This is a genomic window from Bacillus sp. MRMR6 (assembly GCF_001940785.1).
In the GTDB taxonomy this organism is placed as follows: domain Bacteria; phylum Bacillota; class Bacilli; order Bacillales; family Cytobacillaceae; genus Neobacillus.
Window position 1 is genome coordinate 20,707 of record NZ_MSLS01000024.1, and the last position, 15,759, is coordinate 36,465.

The following is a 15,759-nucleotide window of genomic DNA, read 5'->3' on the forward strand; positions in this document are numbered from 1 at the left end:
TTTACCTGGTTCATATTTTTAATTAGAGGTCAGAGGAAGGTTCAAAGGTTTTACAATCAGTTTGTTTGCTACTCTCGGCCGTTTTTCCATGGTGACTGACAACATAAATTCTGTCAGCACTGCATTTATTTCCTTTAGCCCAGTAAGAGCAATTATTTACCTCACACAATACATCTTGTGCCATTCGTATCACTCCTTTTATTGAAGGTACAGAAATAGCATTTGAATCTTTAAAGCAAAACATGCCTGCCACTATAAGGCAGACATGTTTAAATTAATTATTTAATTATTCAGTGCGATTTTCAGTGTTTCAAGATTTTGATTCATTAAACTAAAGTAGGATTCTTTGTTTTTAATATTCTCTTCTGTTAAAATGGCTAGGTTGTGCACAGGAAGAGCTCGTGCCCCAATTTCTTTTTGGACAATCTCTGCAAGTTTAGATTGGACATTTTGTTCAAATAATATAAAATGAAGTCCTTCATGGTCTGCAAAAGAGATGATTTTCTCAAGCTCTCTTTGAGTTGGTTCATTGGAAGTGGAGAGACCAGAAATACTAATCTGCTCAATGCCATACCTTGTTTCCCAATAGCCAAAGGCAGCATGTGTAACAATAATATTTTTATGCTTAGCACTACTAATGGTTTCTTTAAATTCTGCATGGAGGTCATCTAATTGTTGTGCTAGCTCAAGGTAATTTTCGTTAAAAAATGCTTCGTTTTCAGGCATTTTTTTAATTAATGCTTCTTTAATTTCTGCTGCTATTTCCTTTGAATAAATAGGGTCAAGCCAAACGTGAGGGTTAATATCTCCATGGCTGTGCTCTTCATCTTCATGTGCTTCATTCGCATGATCATCATGTGCTTCATCCGCATGATCATCATGTGCTTCATTCGCATGATCATCAGCATGTTCCTCTTCAGCATGGTCTCCACTTTCTTCCAAGTGCAGATGGTCCGCAACAGGAAGCATGGTTACATTTTCGTTCTTTAATGAACTTTTTGCTTTTTCAACAAATCCTTCTAGTCCTAAACCGATATAGAAAAATAAGTCTGAGTCGGCCAATTTAATCATATCCTTTTGAGATGGTTCAAAGGTATGTTCATCTGAACCAGGTGGATAAATGGTTTTAACGTCTACAAATTCCCCGCCAATTTGTTCTGTGAAATATTGAAGCGGGAAAACAGTTGTATAAATAGTTAATTGAGTTTCTTGCTCATCTGTTTCGTTAACATCATCTGAACATGCAGATAATACAAGACTGATGGGCAGAATAAAGAATAGAAAAATAAATAATTTTTTCATAAGTGCTCCTTCCAAAACAGTTTAAATCGGATTTATTACGATTTATTGTTCAAAAATTTTTATAATTCAAAAAGTTGATAAGTGCATAATACGGAACCATTCCGATTTCTCTATGTATCTTACAAAAAAAAAGCGGTAATTGCAAGTATAAAAATTTGGAGTATGATCATTAATTTTGTATGCTATTAAAAAGAAGAGAAAGGCGGTATGTATATGAAGGATAATACATTATTATTCGAAATACTTGATTATAATCAAAAATTTGTGGAAAGTCATGAATATGAAAAATATGAAACTACTAAGTTTCCTAATAAGAGGACAGTAATCCTGACTTGCATGGATACTAGACTATTGGAACTTCTTCCAAAGGCGATGAATTTAGGAAATGGTGATGTCAAAACGATTAAGAATGCAGGGGCCCTAGTTTCACATCCGTTTGGGAGTATTATGCGCAGTATCCTGATCGCTGTTTATCAATTACAGGCAGAGGAAGTACTGGTTATAGCACACCATGATTGTGGGATGAGCGGTCTAAAGCCTGAACCAGTAATCGAGAGTATGTTGCAAAGAGGCGTAACCGAGGAAACGATGAATATCCTTTCATACTCTGGAATTGACATTAATAAATGGCTGCATGGATTCGAGAGTGTTACGGAAAGTGTCGAACACAGTGTAGAGGTTATTCGAAATCATCCACTAATGCCAAAGGGTGTTCCTGTTCATGGTTTAGTCATCGACCCTAAGACAGGAAAGCTGGATCTTCTTGTGGACGGTTATCAGGATTAAATTTTCTTTTCAGGAACAGGGTCAATTCCACCTGAATGAAAGGGATGGCATTTTAATATCCGTCTTAATGTAAGCCATCCGCCTCTTAGTGCACCAAATCTTTGAACAGCCTCCAAACCATAATGGGAACAGGTAGGGTAAAAACGGCATGTGGGCGGCTTTATTGGCGAAATGACAGTTTGGTAAAAACGAATTACCAAAATAAAAAACTTCTTTAGCATAGTGTACACTCCTTAAATCGATTATCTAAAAGATATCATATAAAATGTAAAGTCGTCTAAATTGTTACTTAATTTAATGATAAAACCGTGTTTTTATTGTATGATTAGATTTAGATTTATAAAAGGAGTGTTGGAAGGATGCCTTCAGTAGAAAGCTTTGAACTAGATCATAATGCCGTAAAAGCCCCATTTGTAAGACACTGTGGAGTACATAAGGTTGGAAGTGACGGCTTTGTTAATAAATTCGATATTCGTTTCTGCCAGCCTAATAAACAAGCGATGAAGCCGGATGCTATTCATACCTTAGAGCATTTGTTAGCTTTTAATATTAGAAAGCACTCTGAGAAATATGACCACTTTGATATTATTGATATTTCCCCAATGGGCTGTCAAACTGGTTTTTATTTGGTTGTCAGCGGAGAACCGACTGTCGAGGAAATAATCGACCTTCTTGAAGATACAATGCAAGATGCTGTTGAAATCGTTGAAATTCCAGCGGCAAATGAAAAACAATGCGGACAAGCAAAACTTCACGATTTAGAAGGCGCAAAACGCTTAATGCGTTTCTGGCTGGAACAAAGTAAAGAAGATTTATGTCAGGTATTTGCTTAATCAATATAAAAAACTCCTATTCGCTTTTGAATAGGAGTTTTTTATTTATGCTCATCTTCTTGTTTTTCTTTTTGAAGATATGGATTATCATCTAGGGAATCCACAGTATGTTTGTAAGTATATGCCTTTGAGGTAGTAATCACAGCCAGCAATAGGACAATAATGATAATTATAATACTAATAATCAGAACAGGATACATATTATTCCCTCCATCTCCCTCTACTATTGTAGCATGATTTAAACCAATTCTTACAAAAAAAAGAAAACTGTAAGATGCAGTTTTCTCATTCCTAGTATGTAAAAATCAATGTATATTTCTTGGATAATAAGTAGAGATGCGCTGCTGGCCATATTCCTCCTGTGCAAATTTCCCTTTTAAGCTTTCAATCAAGTAAAGTCCCATTAAATCGTATAACTCCTGCTTATCCATTTCTTGAATTAAATGTAGAAGATCTTCACGAGACATCTCTTCTAGAAAAGCAAAAGCAAGCATATCAATATCTTCTTCGTCACCAGTTAACTTATGTCGGTACATCTCATATAGTTCATCAACCAACTTCATCATTTTCACCTCCTAAAGGAAAGTTTTTTCCTTAGTTATTGAATTCCCTTAAAACTAAAAAATATCCTTTAATTTAACCTGTAAAAGTTTTTGAGTTCAGGAGTAAATTTAGTTTTCTTAATATTATGGCAATTATACATTAAACATTTCTAAAAAGATCGTCGAATTATGAAAAAGAATAAAATTTAATTGATTGTGGGAAAGTTTAAGTAATGATCAGTAAGGGGTTGAAAATGTTGAATGAACAAAAGAAAACGTATTATATAGATGTCGGTTCTGGAGAAATCACTAGGAGTGCCACTAGTTCAACGTGGAGCTATCAAATTCAGGCAACTGATGAAGAAATAACACAGCTTCGGGAATTGTTTGATCAAAATTATTCGACCGAGTGGCAAAACTTTTTCCGAGCTCATGTTCCATATGTGCAATACCATTATGATCGTGAAAACGATGCCTATGATGATACCATTCAACAGGTTTACGGGATGCTTTATGAGCTTGGTGACGAAGAAGCCAAAAAACATATTGAGTCGATGAATATTTTACCTAAGAGCACTTAATAGTAAGGCGGAAATCCAATCTTAAATGAGGGATTTTCCGTCTTTTTTGATTATAATGTATATAACACAACATTTTATAAGGCGGATTCTTTCATGAAACAATTTTTTGATGCTAGTGGGAACAGCGTTGAGCTTTCTTTTTGTCTTACTTCTTTTAATGAGAAATCAAAACATGTACTAGTTATATGTCAATATGAGAATGCTTGGCTCCTTACAAACCATAAGGTAAGGGGACTTGAGTTTCCTGGGGGCAAGGTTGAACAAGGTGAAACGCTTGAAGCAGCAGCAACAAGGGAAGTTTTCGAGGAAACAGGGGCAACGGTAGGTAAATTAAAACGAATAGCGGTATATAGGGTAAATGATCGAAACGGGGCATTTGTTAAGACCGTTTTTTGGGGGAAGGTCACCGAGCTGAATGGATCTAATAACTATTTTGAAACAAAAGGACCTGTAGTGGTAGAAGAAGATATATTAAAAGTAAGGTTTAGGGATGATTTTAGTTTTATTATGAAAGATCAAGTAATTGAAGAATGCATTACATACTTAAGAAAGTTCAATCAGGAAAAGAATAGCAGCAAATCCTAAATAAGCTGCTATTCCTTAATAAGTTTTTTCTCTAGCAGTTCAACCAGCTGATACATAATGGTGGCAAATACCGCGATGACCATTAGTGAGAGGAAGACAAGGGTAAAGTTGAAAACTTGGAAGCCGTAAATGATCATGTAGCCAAGTCCCTTTGCTGAAACAAGAAATTCCCCAACAATAACACCTACCCAGGACAAGCCGACATTTACCTTTAGTGTCGAAATAATAGTTGGAAAACTAGCAGGGAGAATTGCTTCCTTAAAGCATTGTGCACGAGATGCACCAAAGATTTGAAGTACCTTTAAATAGTTTGGGTCCACTTCTTTAAACGAGGTATAAACTACGATAGTCGTAATGATGACTGAAATAATTGCACCCATCGCAATAATAGAGGGATAGCCAGGACCAAGTGCCACAATTAAGATCGGACCTAATGCCACTTTTGGCATGGCGTTTAGAATGACAAGATACGGATCAAAAATTTTTGAGAGCATCGGTGACCACCACAATACTGCCGCTAAGATAGTACCAGCTAGAGTCCCTAAAATAAATCCTAGAACTGTTTCTGTTAAAGTAACACCTAAATTTGATAAAAGGGATCCATCTTGAACTTTGTCAACGAATAAATCCCATATTTTTGATGGAGAACTAAATAGGAGCGGGTCAATCCATCTCTTTTGACTTGCTAATTCCCAGCTTGTAAAAAAGAACAAGAATATAATAAGTTGGTAAAATCTCACCCACCTTTTTTCAACAGTTAAGGAATGAAGATATTCCTGATGGAGGTCTCTTACTTTATTATTTTTCGGGTTCAAGAGACTCCAGCTCCTTCCATATGGTTTGAAAGATGCTTGTATATGCTGGGTGATTTCTTGCTTTAAAAGGAGTTAGATTCTTCAATTCTTCAGGCATTTGAAACTCTTTATGAATTCTTCCGGGACTTGGTGAAAATAAAATGATTCGGTCACTCATAGCAATCGCTTCTCCAATATCGTGGGTAACGAGGATAGCGGTCTTTCCAAACTTTTCCAATGTGTTGGAAACTAAATCCTCCAGTTTTAATTTTGTTTGATAATCGAGAGCTGAAAAGGGTTCATCCAACATCAGCAGTTTTGGTTCAGTTGCAAGTGTTCTAACAAGGGCTACACGCTGGCGCATACCACCTGAAAGCTGTTTGGGCAACTGTTTTTCAACTCCCGCTAAACCCATTTGCTTTAAAAGGCTTAAAGCAGCCTTTTTAGATGTATCTGTTAGTTGCTTTGATAATTTTAGGCCGACTAAGCTATTTTCTTCGATGGTTTTCCAAGGGAACAAATAGTCCTGCTGCAGCATATATCCTATCTGATTTTCTCTAGTTGAGATTCTTTTTTCCTCAAGCAGGACAGTTCCTTGGGTAGGCTTTATCAGTCCGGCAATAATCGATAGCAAGGTTGTTTTTCCACAGCCGCTAGGACCGAGGAAGGAGATGAATTCCCCTTCCTCAACCTGCAGGGAAATATTGGTGAGGGCCGTGGTCGCTGAGGCTTTGGTAAAGTAGGTGTGATGAATGTCTTGAATGCTTAAAAAACTCATATGACTGGCCTCCCTTTGCTCTTATTCATTGAGGATTTTTTCAGCTACTTCTGTATTAACTAGTGTTTTATGGTCGACTGCTTTCGGCAGTTCTCCTGCTTCATCCATGATATTTTGAAGATTGTTCCACTCTTCCTCATCAAGGATTGGGTCTGTGGCGAACGAACCTTGTTCTTTGTAGCGGTCGATTACCATTTTTATGATCTCAATATCTGTATCCTCGAAATATGGAAGAATGGCCTCTGCGATTTCATCGGCACTATGTGTTTGCACCCATTCTTGTGCTTTGTATAGCGCTCTTGTAAATCTTTCGATAACATCCTTATTGTCATTCAAGTAGCTTTCTTTAGCCATGAAGGTTGTATAAGGTACATGCCCAGATTCTGTGCCAAAGCTTGCGATAATATGTCCCTTGCCTTCTTTTTCAAAAATGCTTGCTTGTGGTTCAAATAATTGGACGAAGTCACCCGTTCCTGAGGCAAATGCGCTAGCGATATTGGCAAAGTCGATGTTTTGAATTAAATTTAAATCTTGGTGTGGATCGATCCCATGTTTCTTAAGTACAAATTCACCGACCATTTGCGGCATTCCGCCAGTACGCTGCCCTAAGAAAGTAGAGCCTTTTAGTAAGTCCCAAGTGAAATGATCAATTTTTTCTCTTGCAACAAGAAATGTTCCATCTGTCTGTGTTAATTGGGCAAAGTTAATGACTGGGTCATTCGAACCTTGTGCATAGACATAAATGGATGTTTCTGAACCGACTAGAGCGATATCCGCTCCTCCTGATAGCAGGGTTGTCATTGTTTTGTCACCGCCAAAAGCAGTAGACAACTCAACGTCTAAGCCTTCCTCTTTAAAAAATCCCTTGGCTATTGCAACATACTCAGGGGCATAGAAAATAGAGCGTGTTACCTCTACGACACGGACCTTTTCTAATTTTTCATTATCAGCTTTATTTGAATTACAAGCTGCTAGTGAAAACATGAGAAAGCTAATGAGAGCTGTAGTTAGACTGACTTTCAACCACTTTTTCATCTAAATAAACCTCCTTTAATACCTAAACTTCTGGGCAATTAGCCTAAGATATCGTATGTAGAGGGTTAAAATGTGTGAATGCCCAGAACAGTAAAAATTTTTTTAAAAGCAAAGGAGTGGTGAGGTTGTTTAAGATTGACGGGAAAATTGTTGCAGTACAGCGCTTCCCTTCTCCTAATCCCCATGTAGAGTTACAAGTCATTACCTATCTTTCAAATGGCCTGAGAGTGAAGGGTATGCTGGCTGTCCCAGTTGGTAAGGAACCTCTGGATGGCTTTTTATATTTGCGTGGAGGAATAAAGAACGTAGGCAAGGTGAGACCAGCACGAATTGCTCAATTTGCTGCAGAGGGTTTTATTGTTTTTGCCCCTTATTATCGGGGCAACCAAGGCGGGGAGGGAAATGAGGATTTTGCCGGTGAAGACCGGGAGGATGCTTTTGCAGGATTCAATTTGTTGAAATCACTTCCCAGGGTGAGGAATATCCATGTATTCGGCTTTTCCCGGGGCGGGGTTATGGCGTTAATGACAGCAATTGAATTTCCGGAAGCAGCCTCTTTAGTAACCTGGGGCGGGGTCAGTGATATGGAATTAACGTATCTGGAAAGAAATGATCTGAGAAGGATGATGAAAAGAGTGATTGGCGGCACCCCAACTAAGTATCCTGAGCGATATAAAGAGCGCACGCCCCTTTATCAGTTGGAGAGGCTAGATGCCCCAGTACTTATTATCCATGGGGTAAAGGACCAGAATGTGACGATTGAACATGCCTATCGACTTGAGAAAAGGTTAAAAGAAAACGAGAAACAGGTTGAATCCTGGTACTTTCCTGAGTTCACCCACTACTTCCCGCCCGTCATAAATAGAAATGTTGTAAAGAATTTATCAATGTGGATGAAAAGCCAATCAAAAAAATGGTAAAATATAATAAATAACTAGTAGAGGGAGCGAATAATATGGGTATGCCTCTTGAGTTAAATACGATGATTGTTACAAAAGGAAGGGAACAGAGACTAGAAGAAAATCTGTTTCTATTAGAGAAAGAAGGGTACAGGCTATATCCAATTGATATTCCAATTGATGTTAGAAAGACAATCGATAGTGATTCAAACGGGACAGCCGTAATCAAGAAAGTAGAATGGCAAAATAACTACACCAAGATTAGCTATCAATTAATTTCATTAAATTCAACGAACTAAGCAGGTAGAAAAATTACCTGCTTTTTCTTTGTGTAAAAGTGTAAGAATTGTAAATGATCTGCGTCTGATTTGAAGAGTTAGAAATTATACCAATATCTAAAAATTGACGGTGTCCATGTTAAAACATGGACTAGAGCACACCTCGCAACAACGGTAATAGCCGGCTGCCCTTTCGGAGGTGCAGAAGGTGTAGCGAGTTTCCACCCATTTGAAGAGCCAGGTATATGGAATTTACACTTTACAGTAGGAGATAAAAAAGTTGGTGAATTTGCTATGGAGAATTTCAATTTAATATACTAGAACAGTCTGAAAAAGTAGAAGTAAGACTGCCATGATGTATTGAGGCCCTTATCATGAGATAAGGGCCTCTTTTTACGCCAATGGTCCACCTTTTCTAATAATATCCTCAGAAACGTTGGTGAATTTTGTGAAATTGTTTTTAAATTTCTCGGCTAGTTCTTTTGCTTTTTTCTTATAGGCCTGTTGATCTCTCCAAGTTTTACTTGGCTGAAGGACCTCATCAGGAACACCGGCAATGTGAAGCGGAATATTTAATCCGAAGATTTCATCCTTTACAGTCTCGACATGGTTAAGCTCGCCTTCAAGTGCTGCCTGAACCATCGCCCTTGTATAGCTTAATTTCATTCGGCTGCCTATTCCATATTCTCCGCCTGTCCACCCTGTATTCACAAGGTAGACATTCGCGCTATGCTCAAGAATTTTTTCTCCGAGCATCTCTGCATAGCGTGTGGCTGGGAGTGGCAGGAATGGTGCACCGAAGCAGGTTGAGAACGTAGCCTCAGGTGAGGATACACCTCTTTCTGTACCTGCGAGTTTTGAGGTGTATCCACTTAGGAAATGATACATCGCTTGTTCTCTTGTTAATTTTGAGATTGGCGGCAGTACTCCGAATGCATCGGCAGTTAAGAAAACGATTGTATTCGGATGACCTGCGATGCTCGGCTGGACAATGTTAGTAATTGCTTCAATTGGATAGGCAGCTCGAGTATTCTCCGTTAACCGGCCATCATCATAATCTGGAACCCTTGATTCAGGATGAAGGTTCACATTCTCTAGGACAGTACCAAAGCGAATCGCATCGAAGATCTGTGGTTCTTTATCCCGAGAGAGATTAATCGTTTTAGCATAGCAGCCCCCTTCGATATTGAAGACTCCATTTGCTGACCATCCGTGTTCATCATCACCAATCAACCGACGATTCTTATCTGCTGATAGTGTTGTTTTACCTGTGCCTGAAAGTCCAAAGAACAGAGCTACATTACCCTCCACTCCAACATTGGCCGAGCAATGCATGGAAAGAATATTATTTTCTGGTAATAAGTAATTCATTACTGAGAAAATTGACTTCTTCATTTCTCCAGCATACTCTGTACCGCCAATTAGTACGGTTCGGTGTTCAAACGAAATGATGATAAATGCTTCGGAATTTGTACCGTCAACAACCGGATCAGCTTTAAAATTAGGGGCTGAAATTACGGTGAACCCTGGCTGGTGGGAGCTTAATTCGTCTTCTGTCGGGCGAATAAATAACTGCTGTGCAAAAAGATTATGCCACGCAAGTTCATTAACAACTTGAATCGGCAGCTGGGTTTTTATATCAGCACCAGCATAGCCCCTAAAGACGAAAACTTCTTCCTTTTGTTTCAAGTAATCTAGTACTTTATGATAAAGATTTTGAAATACTTTTTCCGATATTGGCTGGTTTGTGCCCCATGCAATTTTTCCTTGGGAGGATTCCTCCATTACAATGAATTTGTCCTGAGGCGACCTGCCTGTATATTTGCCAGTTTCCACACTTATTGCTCCAGTGGAGGTCAACTTTCCTTCTTGTCGAGAAAGAATTTTTTCAACTAACTGCGGCACAGATAATTGAATTTGCATATGACTGTCCGCTAATAATTCGCTTAATTCATTGGGAATATGAACAGAATTCATCTTTTGGATCCTTCCTTTACAGTTTATTAATATTATAAATAGTATAACACATTCAGCTAATTAGTCTATACTAATGGTGAAAAATGGGATCGATTAATCACTATATTTTTCAACAGGACATTGCTCTTTTGAAAAAATGTAAAACTCTAAAAAAATCATTGACATCATTCGACATAGTAGGGTATGATTCATCCTTGAACGGATACTCTCTTATCCCGAGCTGGTGGAGGGACAGGCCCAATGAAACCCAGCAACCTGCAATCGAAGATTATGAAAAAGTTTTTTTCGAGCAACGGTGCTAAACCTGAAGCAAGGCGTTTGCCTTGAACGATAAGAGTGAAAGGCGCGGAAGACAACCTTTCCTCACATTAGGAGAGGTTTTATTTTTTTCGTTGCTCTATGTCGCTGATCTACACTTCCATCATGAGACTGTCAAAGGGTTTTTTTCAGAAAGGTTCTGTTTCTTTCATAAAAATCCTATGTTTATTTCATACTACTAAGGGAATGAGTTCCGTATCAACCCGAGGTTAAACGGCAAGGTATACATAAAAACCCACACAGATAACCTCACTTTATTGACTATATAGGAGGAATTCAGATGTCAACAAAACGTCGCTTGTTCACTTCTGAATCAGTAACTGAAGGTCACCCAGATAAAATCTGTGACCAGATTTCTGATTCAATTTTAGATGCTATTTTGGCAAAGGATGCGAATGCTCGTGTTGCTGCTGAAACATCAGTTACAACTGGTTTAGTGCTGGTTGCTGGTGAAATCACCACTTCTACTTACGTAGACATACCGAAAATTGTTCGTGAAACAATTAAAGGAATTGGATATAACCGTGCAAAATATGGTTTTGATTCCGAGACTTGTGCAGTGTTAACTTCGATCGATGAACAGTCTGCTGACATCGCAATGGGTGTTGACCAAGCGCTTGAAGCGCGTGAGGGTCTAATGTCAGATGAACAAATTGAAGCAATTGGTGCAGGGGACCAAGGTTTAATGTTTGGTTTTGCTTGTAATGAAACGAAGGAGCTTATGCCGCTTCCCATTTCACTTGCCCACAAGCTTGCGCGTCGTCTAACAGAGGTACGTAAAGAAGAGCTTCTTCCATACCTTCGTCCAGACGGTAAAACACAAGTAACAGTTGAATACGATGAGAACGACAAGCCTGTTCGAATTGATACAATTGTTATTTCTACTCAGCATCATCCTGAAGTAACGCTTGAACAAATTCAACGTAATCTTAAAGAGTATGTAATCAATCATGTTGTACCTGAAGAGTTAATTGATGAAAACACAAAATACTTCATCAATCCAACAGGCCGTTTCGTGATCGGTGGACCTCAAGGGGATGCAGGATTAACAGGTCGTAAGATTATTGTTGATACTTATGGTGGCTATGCTCGTCACGGTGGCGGTGCCTTCTCTGGTAAGGATCCTACGAAAGTTGACCGCTCTGCAGCTTATGCAGCACGTTATGTAGCAAAGAATATTGTTGCCGCAGGACTGGCTGACAAGGTAGAAGTACAGCTAGCGTATGCAATTGGTGTTGCTAAACCAGTTTCCATTTCTGTTGATACTTTCCGTACAGGGAAAGTAAGTGAAGAAGTTCTTGTTGATTTAGTCAGCAATAACTTTGACCTTCGCCCTGCTGGCATCATCAACATGCTAAACTTACGACGCCCAATCTATAAGCAGACAGCAGCTTACGGGCATTTTGGCCGGACAGATGTTGATCTTCCTTGGGAGCGTACAGACAAAGCAGATACATTACGTCAACAAGCAGAATTATAAAATAAGCTTTAAAAAAGAGGAGTTGCATGTTTCCACATGTAACTCCTCTTTTTTGTTTCACGTCTACTTCTTACAAAGGGAAACAAAGAATAATATGTTTAAGACTACTTAAACAGGTGAAAACTGTAAGATACTTTAATTTCTTTTATAGATAATTTAGTTTGGAGTAGGTGAAATCAAATGTGTGGCTTTATAGGCTGTATAAACGAGGAAAAAAGAAAAATTCCAACACAGCAATTTAACGATATGAATGGTATCATTACCCATCGTGGTCCTGATGATGAAGGTTTTTATGAAGATGAGTGGATCCAATTTGGATTTCGGCGTCTAAGCATTATTGATATTGAAAGTGGCCATCAGCCCCTATCCTTTGAAAACGAGCGTTATTGGATTATCTTTAATGGCGAAATTTATAATTATCTTGAACTACGAGAAGAACTAGAGGATGCTGGCCTAACGTTTTCCACCCATTCCGATACAGAGGTTATTATTGCACTTTATAGTCAAGTGAAAGAGAAGCTAGTGGAAAAGCTGCGGGGAATGTTTGCTTTTGTGATATGGGATAAGGTTGATAAGACCCTTTACGGTGCAAGAGATCATTTTGGAATAAAGCCCTTCTTTTATTATGAGGAAGAAGGAAGGACCTTTTTTGCTTCTGAGAAGAAAAGCATTTTATTGGCTCTTAAAAATGATGCTCTTAACTACAAAGCGCTTCAGCATTATTTTACCTATCAATTTGTTCCAGAGCCAGAAACGTTGTCAATCGGAATCAAAAAGCTGGAACCAGGACATTATTTTATAAAAAAAACTGGCTTGCCCATGGAAGTATATCCATATTGGAAGGCTCATTTTAAGCCAGTAAATAAATCAGAAGAGGATTTTATTAAAGAAATCAGGGAAGTACTGATTGACTCGGTGAAAATTCATATGCGCAGTGACGTTCCTGTAGGTTCTTTTTTATCTGGAGGAATAGATTCGACGATTATTGCCTCGATTGCCAAGGAATTTCATCCTGCCATCAAAACCTTTTCTGTCGGGTTTGAGAGAAATGGGTTCAGTGAAATTGATGTTGCGAAGGAATCTGCCGAAAAACTTGGGGTTGAGAATATCAGCTATGTGATAACTCCAGAAGAGTATATGAGGGAACTCCCAAAAATCCTTTGGCACATGGATGACCCGCTTGCTGATCCTGCCTGCGTACCTCTGTACTTTGTTGCTCGAGAAGCAAGGAAGCATGTTACGGTGGTACTTTCAGGCGAGGGAGCAGATGAACTCTTTGGAGGCTATAACATTTACCGAGAGCCGCAATCACTAGAAGTCTTTAATAATATCCCAAGGGTAATAAAGGTATTCCTTAAATGGCTTTCAACCATGCTCCCTGAAGGAACCAAAGGAAAAAGCTTTATTGAACGAGGTGTAACACCACTCGAAGAGAGATACATTGGCAATGCCAAGATGTTTACTGAGGAGGAAAAGAGCAGATTATTGAATGTTTACGATCCTGGATTACATTACACTGACATTACAAAACCGCTTTACATGGAATCAGTAGGCTATACTCCAGTCGATCAGATGCAATATATTGATATCCATACGTGGATGCGTGGTGATATTTTACTTAAAGCAGACCGAATGACTATGGCACATTCATTAGAATTGCGTGTGCCTTTTCTTGATAAGGAAGTATTTAAGGTTGCCTCTACAATACCTGCTGGTTTGAAAACAACCAATGCTACTACCAAGTATATTCTTCGGAAGGCTGTAGAAGGAATTGTACCGGATCATGTGCTGACTCGGAAAAAACTAGGATTTCCTGTGCCAATACGGCACTGGCTGAAAGACGAAATGACTAGCTGGGCAAAAGGTGTAGTCCGGGATAGTGATACTGAATATCTCATTAATAAAAACTACTTATTAAAACTGCTTGATGACCATTGTCTAGGTAAGATGGATAACAGTCGTAAGATATGGACAGTTCTTATGTTCATGGTTTGGCACCAAGTGTACGTAGAAGGTAAATATCAGTTTCAATCAGAATCCACAGGCACAAAAGAGCTTCAAGTGATGAAAAACTAAAAAAGTCGCACCCATGAGCTGTTTTTGGGTGCGTTTTTTAGATTATTTTTGTATCGACTTATAATACTGTGCTTTTTCAGCATATTCTGTATAGATTCTATCCATTTCTTTAAGGTCATGATCATTTAGTTCCCTAATCACTTTTGCAGGTCTACCGAATGCTAATGTATTGGGCGGAATCTTTTTTCCTTGCGGTACGAGGCTTCCAGCACCAATAAATGCACCTTCACCGATTTCAGCCTGGTCCAATACAATGGAACCCATACCAATTAAAGCCCTTTTTCTAATGATGCAGCTGTGCAGGATCACTTGGTGTCCGATGGTTACTTCATCTTCAATAATTAAAGGGTTATCTGGACTTTGGTGCAGGACAGAGTTATCCTGGATATTTACTTTTTTTCCGATGATTGTTGGTGCGACATCTCCTCTAATGACGGAATTAAACCAGACGCTTGATTCCTCACCGATTTCAACATCACCTGTTATCGTGGCATAGTCAGCAATAAATGCCGATTCTGCAATTTTGGGATATTTATTTTTATATGGATAAATCATTTAATTCCTCTCCTTTTTTGTATATTCCCTTCATGCAGGTTTGAACATATGTAAGGATACAGAGGTGCAGGTGCATAATGAGCATGTTAATATATATTATATAGAATTTTTTTCTAGGAGGAAAAAAATATGTGGAAGTGGGAAGCAGAAGGGGAAGCGAAAGCAGTCATTGTTATGATACATGGGGCAATGGAACATCATCGCCGATATGGCTGGCTGATTGAAATGTGGCGCACATCGGGCTTTCATGTCATCATGGCGGATCTTCCCGGACAAGGCATGACAACAAGATCCCGCAGGGGACATATTGATTCCTTCGATGAGTATATGGTGGAAGTAAAGGATTGGATTCAAGCAGCCTATCGTTACGAATTACCCGTTTTCGTACTTGGGCATAGTATGGGTGGTTTAATAGCAGTCCGTCTTTTACAGGAAGAGAGATTGAATATTGCTGGATTAATTCTTTCTTCTCCTTGTTTAGGCCTTGTTCATACCCCTTCAAAATTCTTGAATATGCTTTCTTATCTGTTAAACATGGTGTTTCCTTCATTAAGGATGGATTCTGGAATATCCGTTCAAATGGCAACAAGAAACGAGGATATTTGGGAAGTAGATTCGAATGATACCCTATATATTACAAAGGTTTCTATACGCTGGTATCGTGAATTAGCTGATAGCATAAAACAAGCCTTTGAAAATTTAGAAAAGACGCAGGATGTTCCACTTCTTGTCATACAAGGGGGCGACGATAAAATAGTGAATAAAGCTTCCGTTAAGGAATGGTTCAACCATGCTCCATTATCTGAGAAAAGATTTAAAGAATGGCCGAAATGCTATCATGAAATCTTTAATGAGCCGGAACGGGAAGATGTATTTGAATATGCTAAAGACTTTGTAACCAGCCAGCTAAAGGCAATTGGCTATATTGTGTAAAAGGAGG

Annotated in this window: 19 protein-coding genes and 1 riboswitch; of the genes, 9 read left to right on the forward strand and 10 right to left on the reverse strand. The window is 38.7% G+C overall.

Translation table 11 applies throughout. The annotated features are described in order from the left end of the window. Nucleotides 1–22 precede the first annotated feature (22 nt). Both BTR25_RS18905 and BTR25_RS18910 read right to left on the reverse strand, forming a co-directional pair. Nucleotides 23–184, reverse strand: coding sequence for a DUF1540 domain-containing protein (locus BTR25_RS18905; protein WP_075689587.1), 162 nt, complete (start codon nt 182–184; stop codon nt 23–25). A gap of 98 nt (nt 185–282) precedes the next feature. Further along, nucleotides 283–1,302 carry a metal ABC transporter solute-binding protein, Zn/Mn family gene (locus tag BTR25_RS18910; protein ID WP_075689588.1) on the reverse strand — a complete coding sequence of 340 codons (1,020 nt, stop codon included), beginning with the start codon at nt 1,300–1,302 and terminating at the stop codon, nt 283–285. Nucleotides 1,303–1,515: 213 nt separating this feature from the next. Here BTR25_RS18910 and BTR25_RS18915 point away from each other — a divergent pair, with 213 nt between their 5' ends. Beyond that, the gene (locus BTR25_RS18915; RefSeq protein WP_075689589.1) at nt 1,516–2,088 is read left to right on the forward strand and encodes a beta-class carbonic anhydrase; all 573 of its coding nucleotides are present in this window, start codon (nt 1,516–1,518) and stop codon (nt 2,086–2,088) included. Here BTR25_RS18915 and yidD read toward each other — a convergent pair. Continuing rightward, nucleotides 2,085–2,309 carry a membrane protein insertion efficiency factor YidD gene (gene yidD, locus BTR25_RS18920; RefSeq protein ID WP_075689590.1) on the reverse strand — a complete coding sequence of 75 codons (225 nt, stop codon included), beginning with the start codon at nt 2,307–2,309 and terminating at the stop codon, nt 2,085–2,087. The two genes, BTR25_RS18915 and yidD, sit on opposite strands and share 4 nt — an antisense overlap. Nucleotides 2,310–2,447: 138 nt before the next feature. Here yidD and BTR25_RS18925 point away from each other — a divergent pair, with 138 nt between their 5' ends. Beyond that, a complete protein-coding gene (locus BTR25_RS18925; RefSeq protein ID WP_075689591.1) occupies nt 2,448–2,921 on the forward strand; it encodes an S-ribosylhomocysteine lyase in 474 nt (157 codons plus the stop codon). Between the two features lie 41 nt (nt 2,922–2,962). Here BTR25_RS18925 and ytzI read toward each other — a convergent pair whose 3' ends face one another. Both ytzI and BTR25_RS18935 read right to left on the reverse strand, forming a co-directional pair. Next, a complete protein-coding gene (ytzI, locus tag BTR25_RS18930; RefSeq protein ID WP_075689592.1) occupies nt 2,963–3,121 on the reverse strand; it encodes a YtzI protein in 159 nt (52 codons plus the stop codon). A gap of 105 nt (nt 3,122–3,226) precedes the next feature. After that, a complete protein-coding gene (locus BTR25_RS18935; protein ID WP_075689593.1) occupies nt 3,227–3,484 on the reverse strand; it encodes a DUF6154 family protein in 258 nt (85 codons plus the stop codon). A 233-nt stretch (nt 3,485–3,717) separates the two neighbouring features. Here BTR25_RS18935 and BTR25_RS18940 point away from each other — a divergent pair, with 233 nt between their 5' ends. Further along, nucleotides 3,718–4,044: a hydrolase gene (locus tag BTR25_RS18940; RefSeq protein ID WP_075689594.1), complete on the forward strand. Its 327-nt coding sequence runs from the start codon at nt 3,718–3,720 to the stop codon at nt 4,042–4,044. 93 nt (nt 4,045–4,137) lie between these two features. After that, on the forward strand, nt 4,138–4,629 hold the full coding sequence (ytkD, locus tag BTR25_RS18945; RefSeq protein ID WP_075689595.1) for an RNA deprotection pyrophosphohydrolase: 492 nt from the start codon (nt 4,138–4,140) through the stop codon (nt 4,627–4,629). A gap of 8 nt (nt 4,630–4,637) precedes the next feature. Here the strand turns inward: ytkD and BTR25_RS18950 are convergent, their stop codons facing one another. The 3 genes from BTR25_RS18950 to BTR25_RS18960 are packed head-to-tail and all read right to left on the reverse strand — an operon-like array spanning nt 4,638 to nt 7,236. Next, nucleotides 4,638–5,444, reverse strand: coding sequence for an ABC transporter permease (locus tag BTR25_RS18950; RefSeq protein WP_075689596.1), 807 nt, complete (start codon nt 5,442–5,444; stop codon nt 4,638–4,640). Continuing rightward, nucleotides 5,428–6,201: an ABC transporter ATP-binding protein gene (locus BTR25_RS18955; protein ID WP_075689597.1), complete on the reverse strand. Its 774-nt coding sequence runs from the start codon at nt 6,199–6,201 to the stop codon at nt 5,428–5,430. Before BTR25_RS18955 ends, BTR25_RS18950 begins: the two co-directional genes overlap by 17 nt. 21 nt (nt 6,202–6,222) lie before the next feature. Beyond that, complete coding sequence (locus BTR25_RS18960) at nt 6,223–7,236, reverse strand: ABC transporter substrate-binding protein (protein WP_075689598.1); 1,014 nt, start codon at nt 7,234–7,236, stop codon at nt 6,223–6,225. 125 nt (nt 7,237–7,361) lie between these two features. Here BTR25_RS18960 and BTR25_RS18965 point away from each other — a divergent pair, with 125 nt between their 5' ends. After that, complete coding sequence (locus tag BTR25_RS18965) at nt 7,362–8,156, forward strand: alpha/beta hydrolase family protein (protein ID WP_139311286.1); 795 nt, start codon at nt 7,362–7,364, stop codon at nt 8,154–8,156. 35 nt (nt 8,157–8,191) lie between these two features. Beyond that, nucleotides 8,192–8,434 (forward strand): DUF2584 domain-containing protein, encoded by a 243-nt coding sequence (locus BTR25_RS18970; protein WP_075689599.1) that lies wholly within the window; start codon nt 8,192–8,194, stop codon nt 8,432–8,434. Between the two features lie 372 nt (nt 8,435–8,806). Here BTR25_RS18970 and pckA read toward each other — a convergent pair whose 3' ends face one another. Beyond that, a complete protein-coding gene (gene pckA / locus BTR25_RS18975) occupies nt 8,807–10,390 on the reverse strand; it encodes a phosphoenolpyruvate carboxykinase (ATP) (RefSeq protein WP_075689600.1) in 1,584 nt (527 codons plus the stop codon). A gap of 207 nt (nt 10,391–10,597) precedes the next feature. Then, a riboswitch (SAM riboswitch) is annotated at nt 10,598–10,727 on the forward strand. Nucleotides 10,728–10,988: 261 nt separating this feature from the next. Between pckA and metK the strand changes: the two genes are divergently transcribed. Continuing rightward, complete coding sequence (metK, locus tag BTR25_RS18980; RefSeq protein WP_075689601.1) at nt 10,989–12,188, forward strand: methionine adenosyltransferase; 1,200 nt, start codon at nt 10,989–10,991, stop codon at nt 12,186–12,188. A gap of 180 nt (nt 12,189–12,368) precedes the next feature. After that, on the forward strand, nt 12,369–14,264 hold the full coding sequence (gene asnB / locus BTR25_RS18985) for an asparagine synthase (glutamine-hydrolyzing) (protein WP_075689602.1): 1,896 nt from the start codon (nt 12,369–12,371) through the stop codon (nt 14,262–14,264). 42 nt (nt 14,265–14,306) lie between these two features. Here asnB and BTR25_RS18990 read toward each other — a convergent pair whose 3' ends face one another. Further along, a complete protein-coding gene (locus tag BTR25_RS18990; RefSeq protein ID WP_075689603.1) occupies nt 14,307–14,819 on the reverse strand; it encodes a gamma carbonic anhydrase in 513 nt (170 codons plus the stop codon). Between the two features lie 129 nt (nt 14,820–14,948). Here BTR25_RS18990 and BTR25_RS18995 point away from each other — a divergent pair, with 129 nt between their 5' ends. Beyond that, nucleotides 14,949–15,752: an alpha/beta hydrolase gene (locus BTR25_RS18995; RefSeq protein ID WP_075689604.1), complete on the forward strand. Its 804-nt coding sequence runs from the start codon at nt 14,949–14,951 to the stop codon at nt 15,750–15,752. Nucleotides 15,753–15,759 lie beyond the last annotated feature (7 nt).

Excerpts from the sequence above, each read along its gene's own strand:
- pckA (WP_075689600.1), bottom strand. The coding sequence starts at position 10,390 with ATGAATTCTGTTCATATTCCCAATGAATTAAGCGAATTATTAGCGGAC.
- ytkD (WP_075689595.1), top strand. The coding sequence starts at position 4,138 with ATGAAACAATTTTTTGATGCTAGTGGGAACAGCGTTGAGCTTTCTTTT.
- BTR25_RS18960 (WP_075689598.1), bottom strand. The coding sequence starts at position 7,236 with ATGAAAAAGTGGTTGAAAGTCAGTCTAACTACAGCTCTCATTAGCTTT.
- yidD (WP_075689590.1), bottom strand. The coding sequence starts at position 2,309 with ATGCTAAAGAAGTTTTTTATTTTGGTAATTCGTTTTTACCAAACTGTC.
- BTR25_RS18990 (WP_075689603.1), bottom strand. The coding sequence starts at position 14,819 with ATGATTTATCCATATAAAAATAAATATCCCAAAATTGCAGAATCGGCA.
- metK (WP_075689601.1), top strand. The coding sequence starts at position 10,989 with ATGTCAACAAAACGTCGCTTGTTCACTTCTGAATCAGTAACTGAAGGT.
- BTR25_RS18970 (WP_075689599.1), top strand. The coding sequence starts at position 8,192 with ATGGGTATGCCTCTTGAGTTAAATACGATGATTGTTACAAAAGGAAGG.
- BTR25_RS18955 (WP_075689597.1), bottom strand. The coding sequence starts at position 6,201 with ATGAGTTTTTTAAGCATTCAAGACATTCATCACACCTACTTTACCAAA.
- BTR25_RS18915 (WP_075689589.1), top strand. The coding sequence starts at position 1,516 with ATGAAGGATAATACATTATTATTCGAAATACTTGATTATAATCAAAAA.
- BTR25_RS18995 (WP_075689604.1), top strand. The coding sequence starts at position 14,949 with ATGTGGAAGTGGGAAGCAGAAGGGGAAGCGAAAGCAGTCATTGTTATG.
- asnB (WP_075689602.1), top strand. The coding sequence starts at position 12,369 with ATGTGTGGCTTTATAGGCTGTATAAACGAGGAAAAAAGAAAAATTCCA.
- BTR25_RS18935 (WP_075689593.1), bottom strand. The coding sequence starts at position 3,484 with ATGAAGTTGGTTGATGAACTATATGAGATGTACCGACATAAGTTAACT.
- BTR25_RS18940 (WP_075689594.1), top strand. The coding sequence starts at position 3,718 with ATGTTGAATGAACAAAAGAAAACGTATTATATAGATGTCGGTTCTGGA.
- ytzI (WP_075689592.1), bottom strand. The coding sequence starts at position 3,121 with ATGTATCCTGTTCTGATTATTAGTATTATAATTATCATTATTGTCCTA.
- BTR25_RS18905 (WP_075689587.1), bottom strand. The coding sequence starts at position 184 with ATGGCACAAGATGTATTGTGTGAGGTAAATAATTGCTCTTACTGGGCT.
- BTR25_RS18925 (WP_075689591.1), top strand. The coding sequence starts at position 2,448 with ATGCCTTCAGTAGAAAGCTTTGAACTAGATCATAATGCCGTAAAAGCC.
- BTR25_RS18910 (WP_075689588.1), bottom strand. The coding sequence starts at position 1,302 with ATGAAAAAATTATTTATTTTTCTATTCTTTATTCTGCCCATCAGTCTT.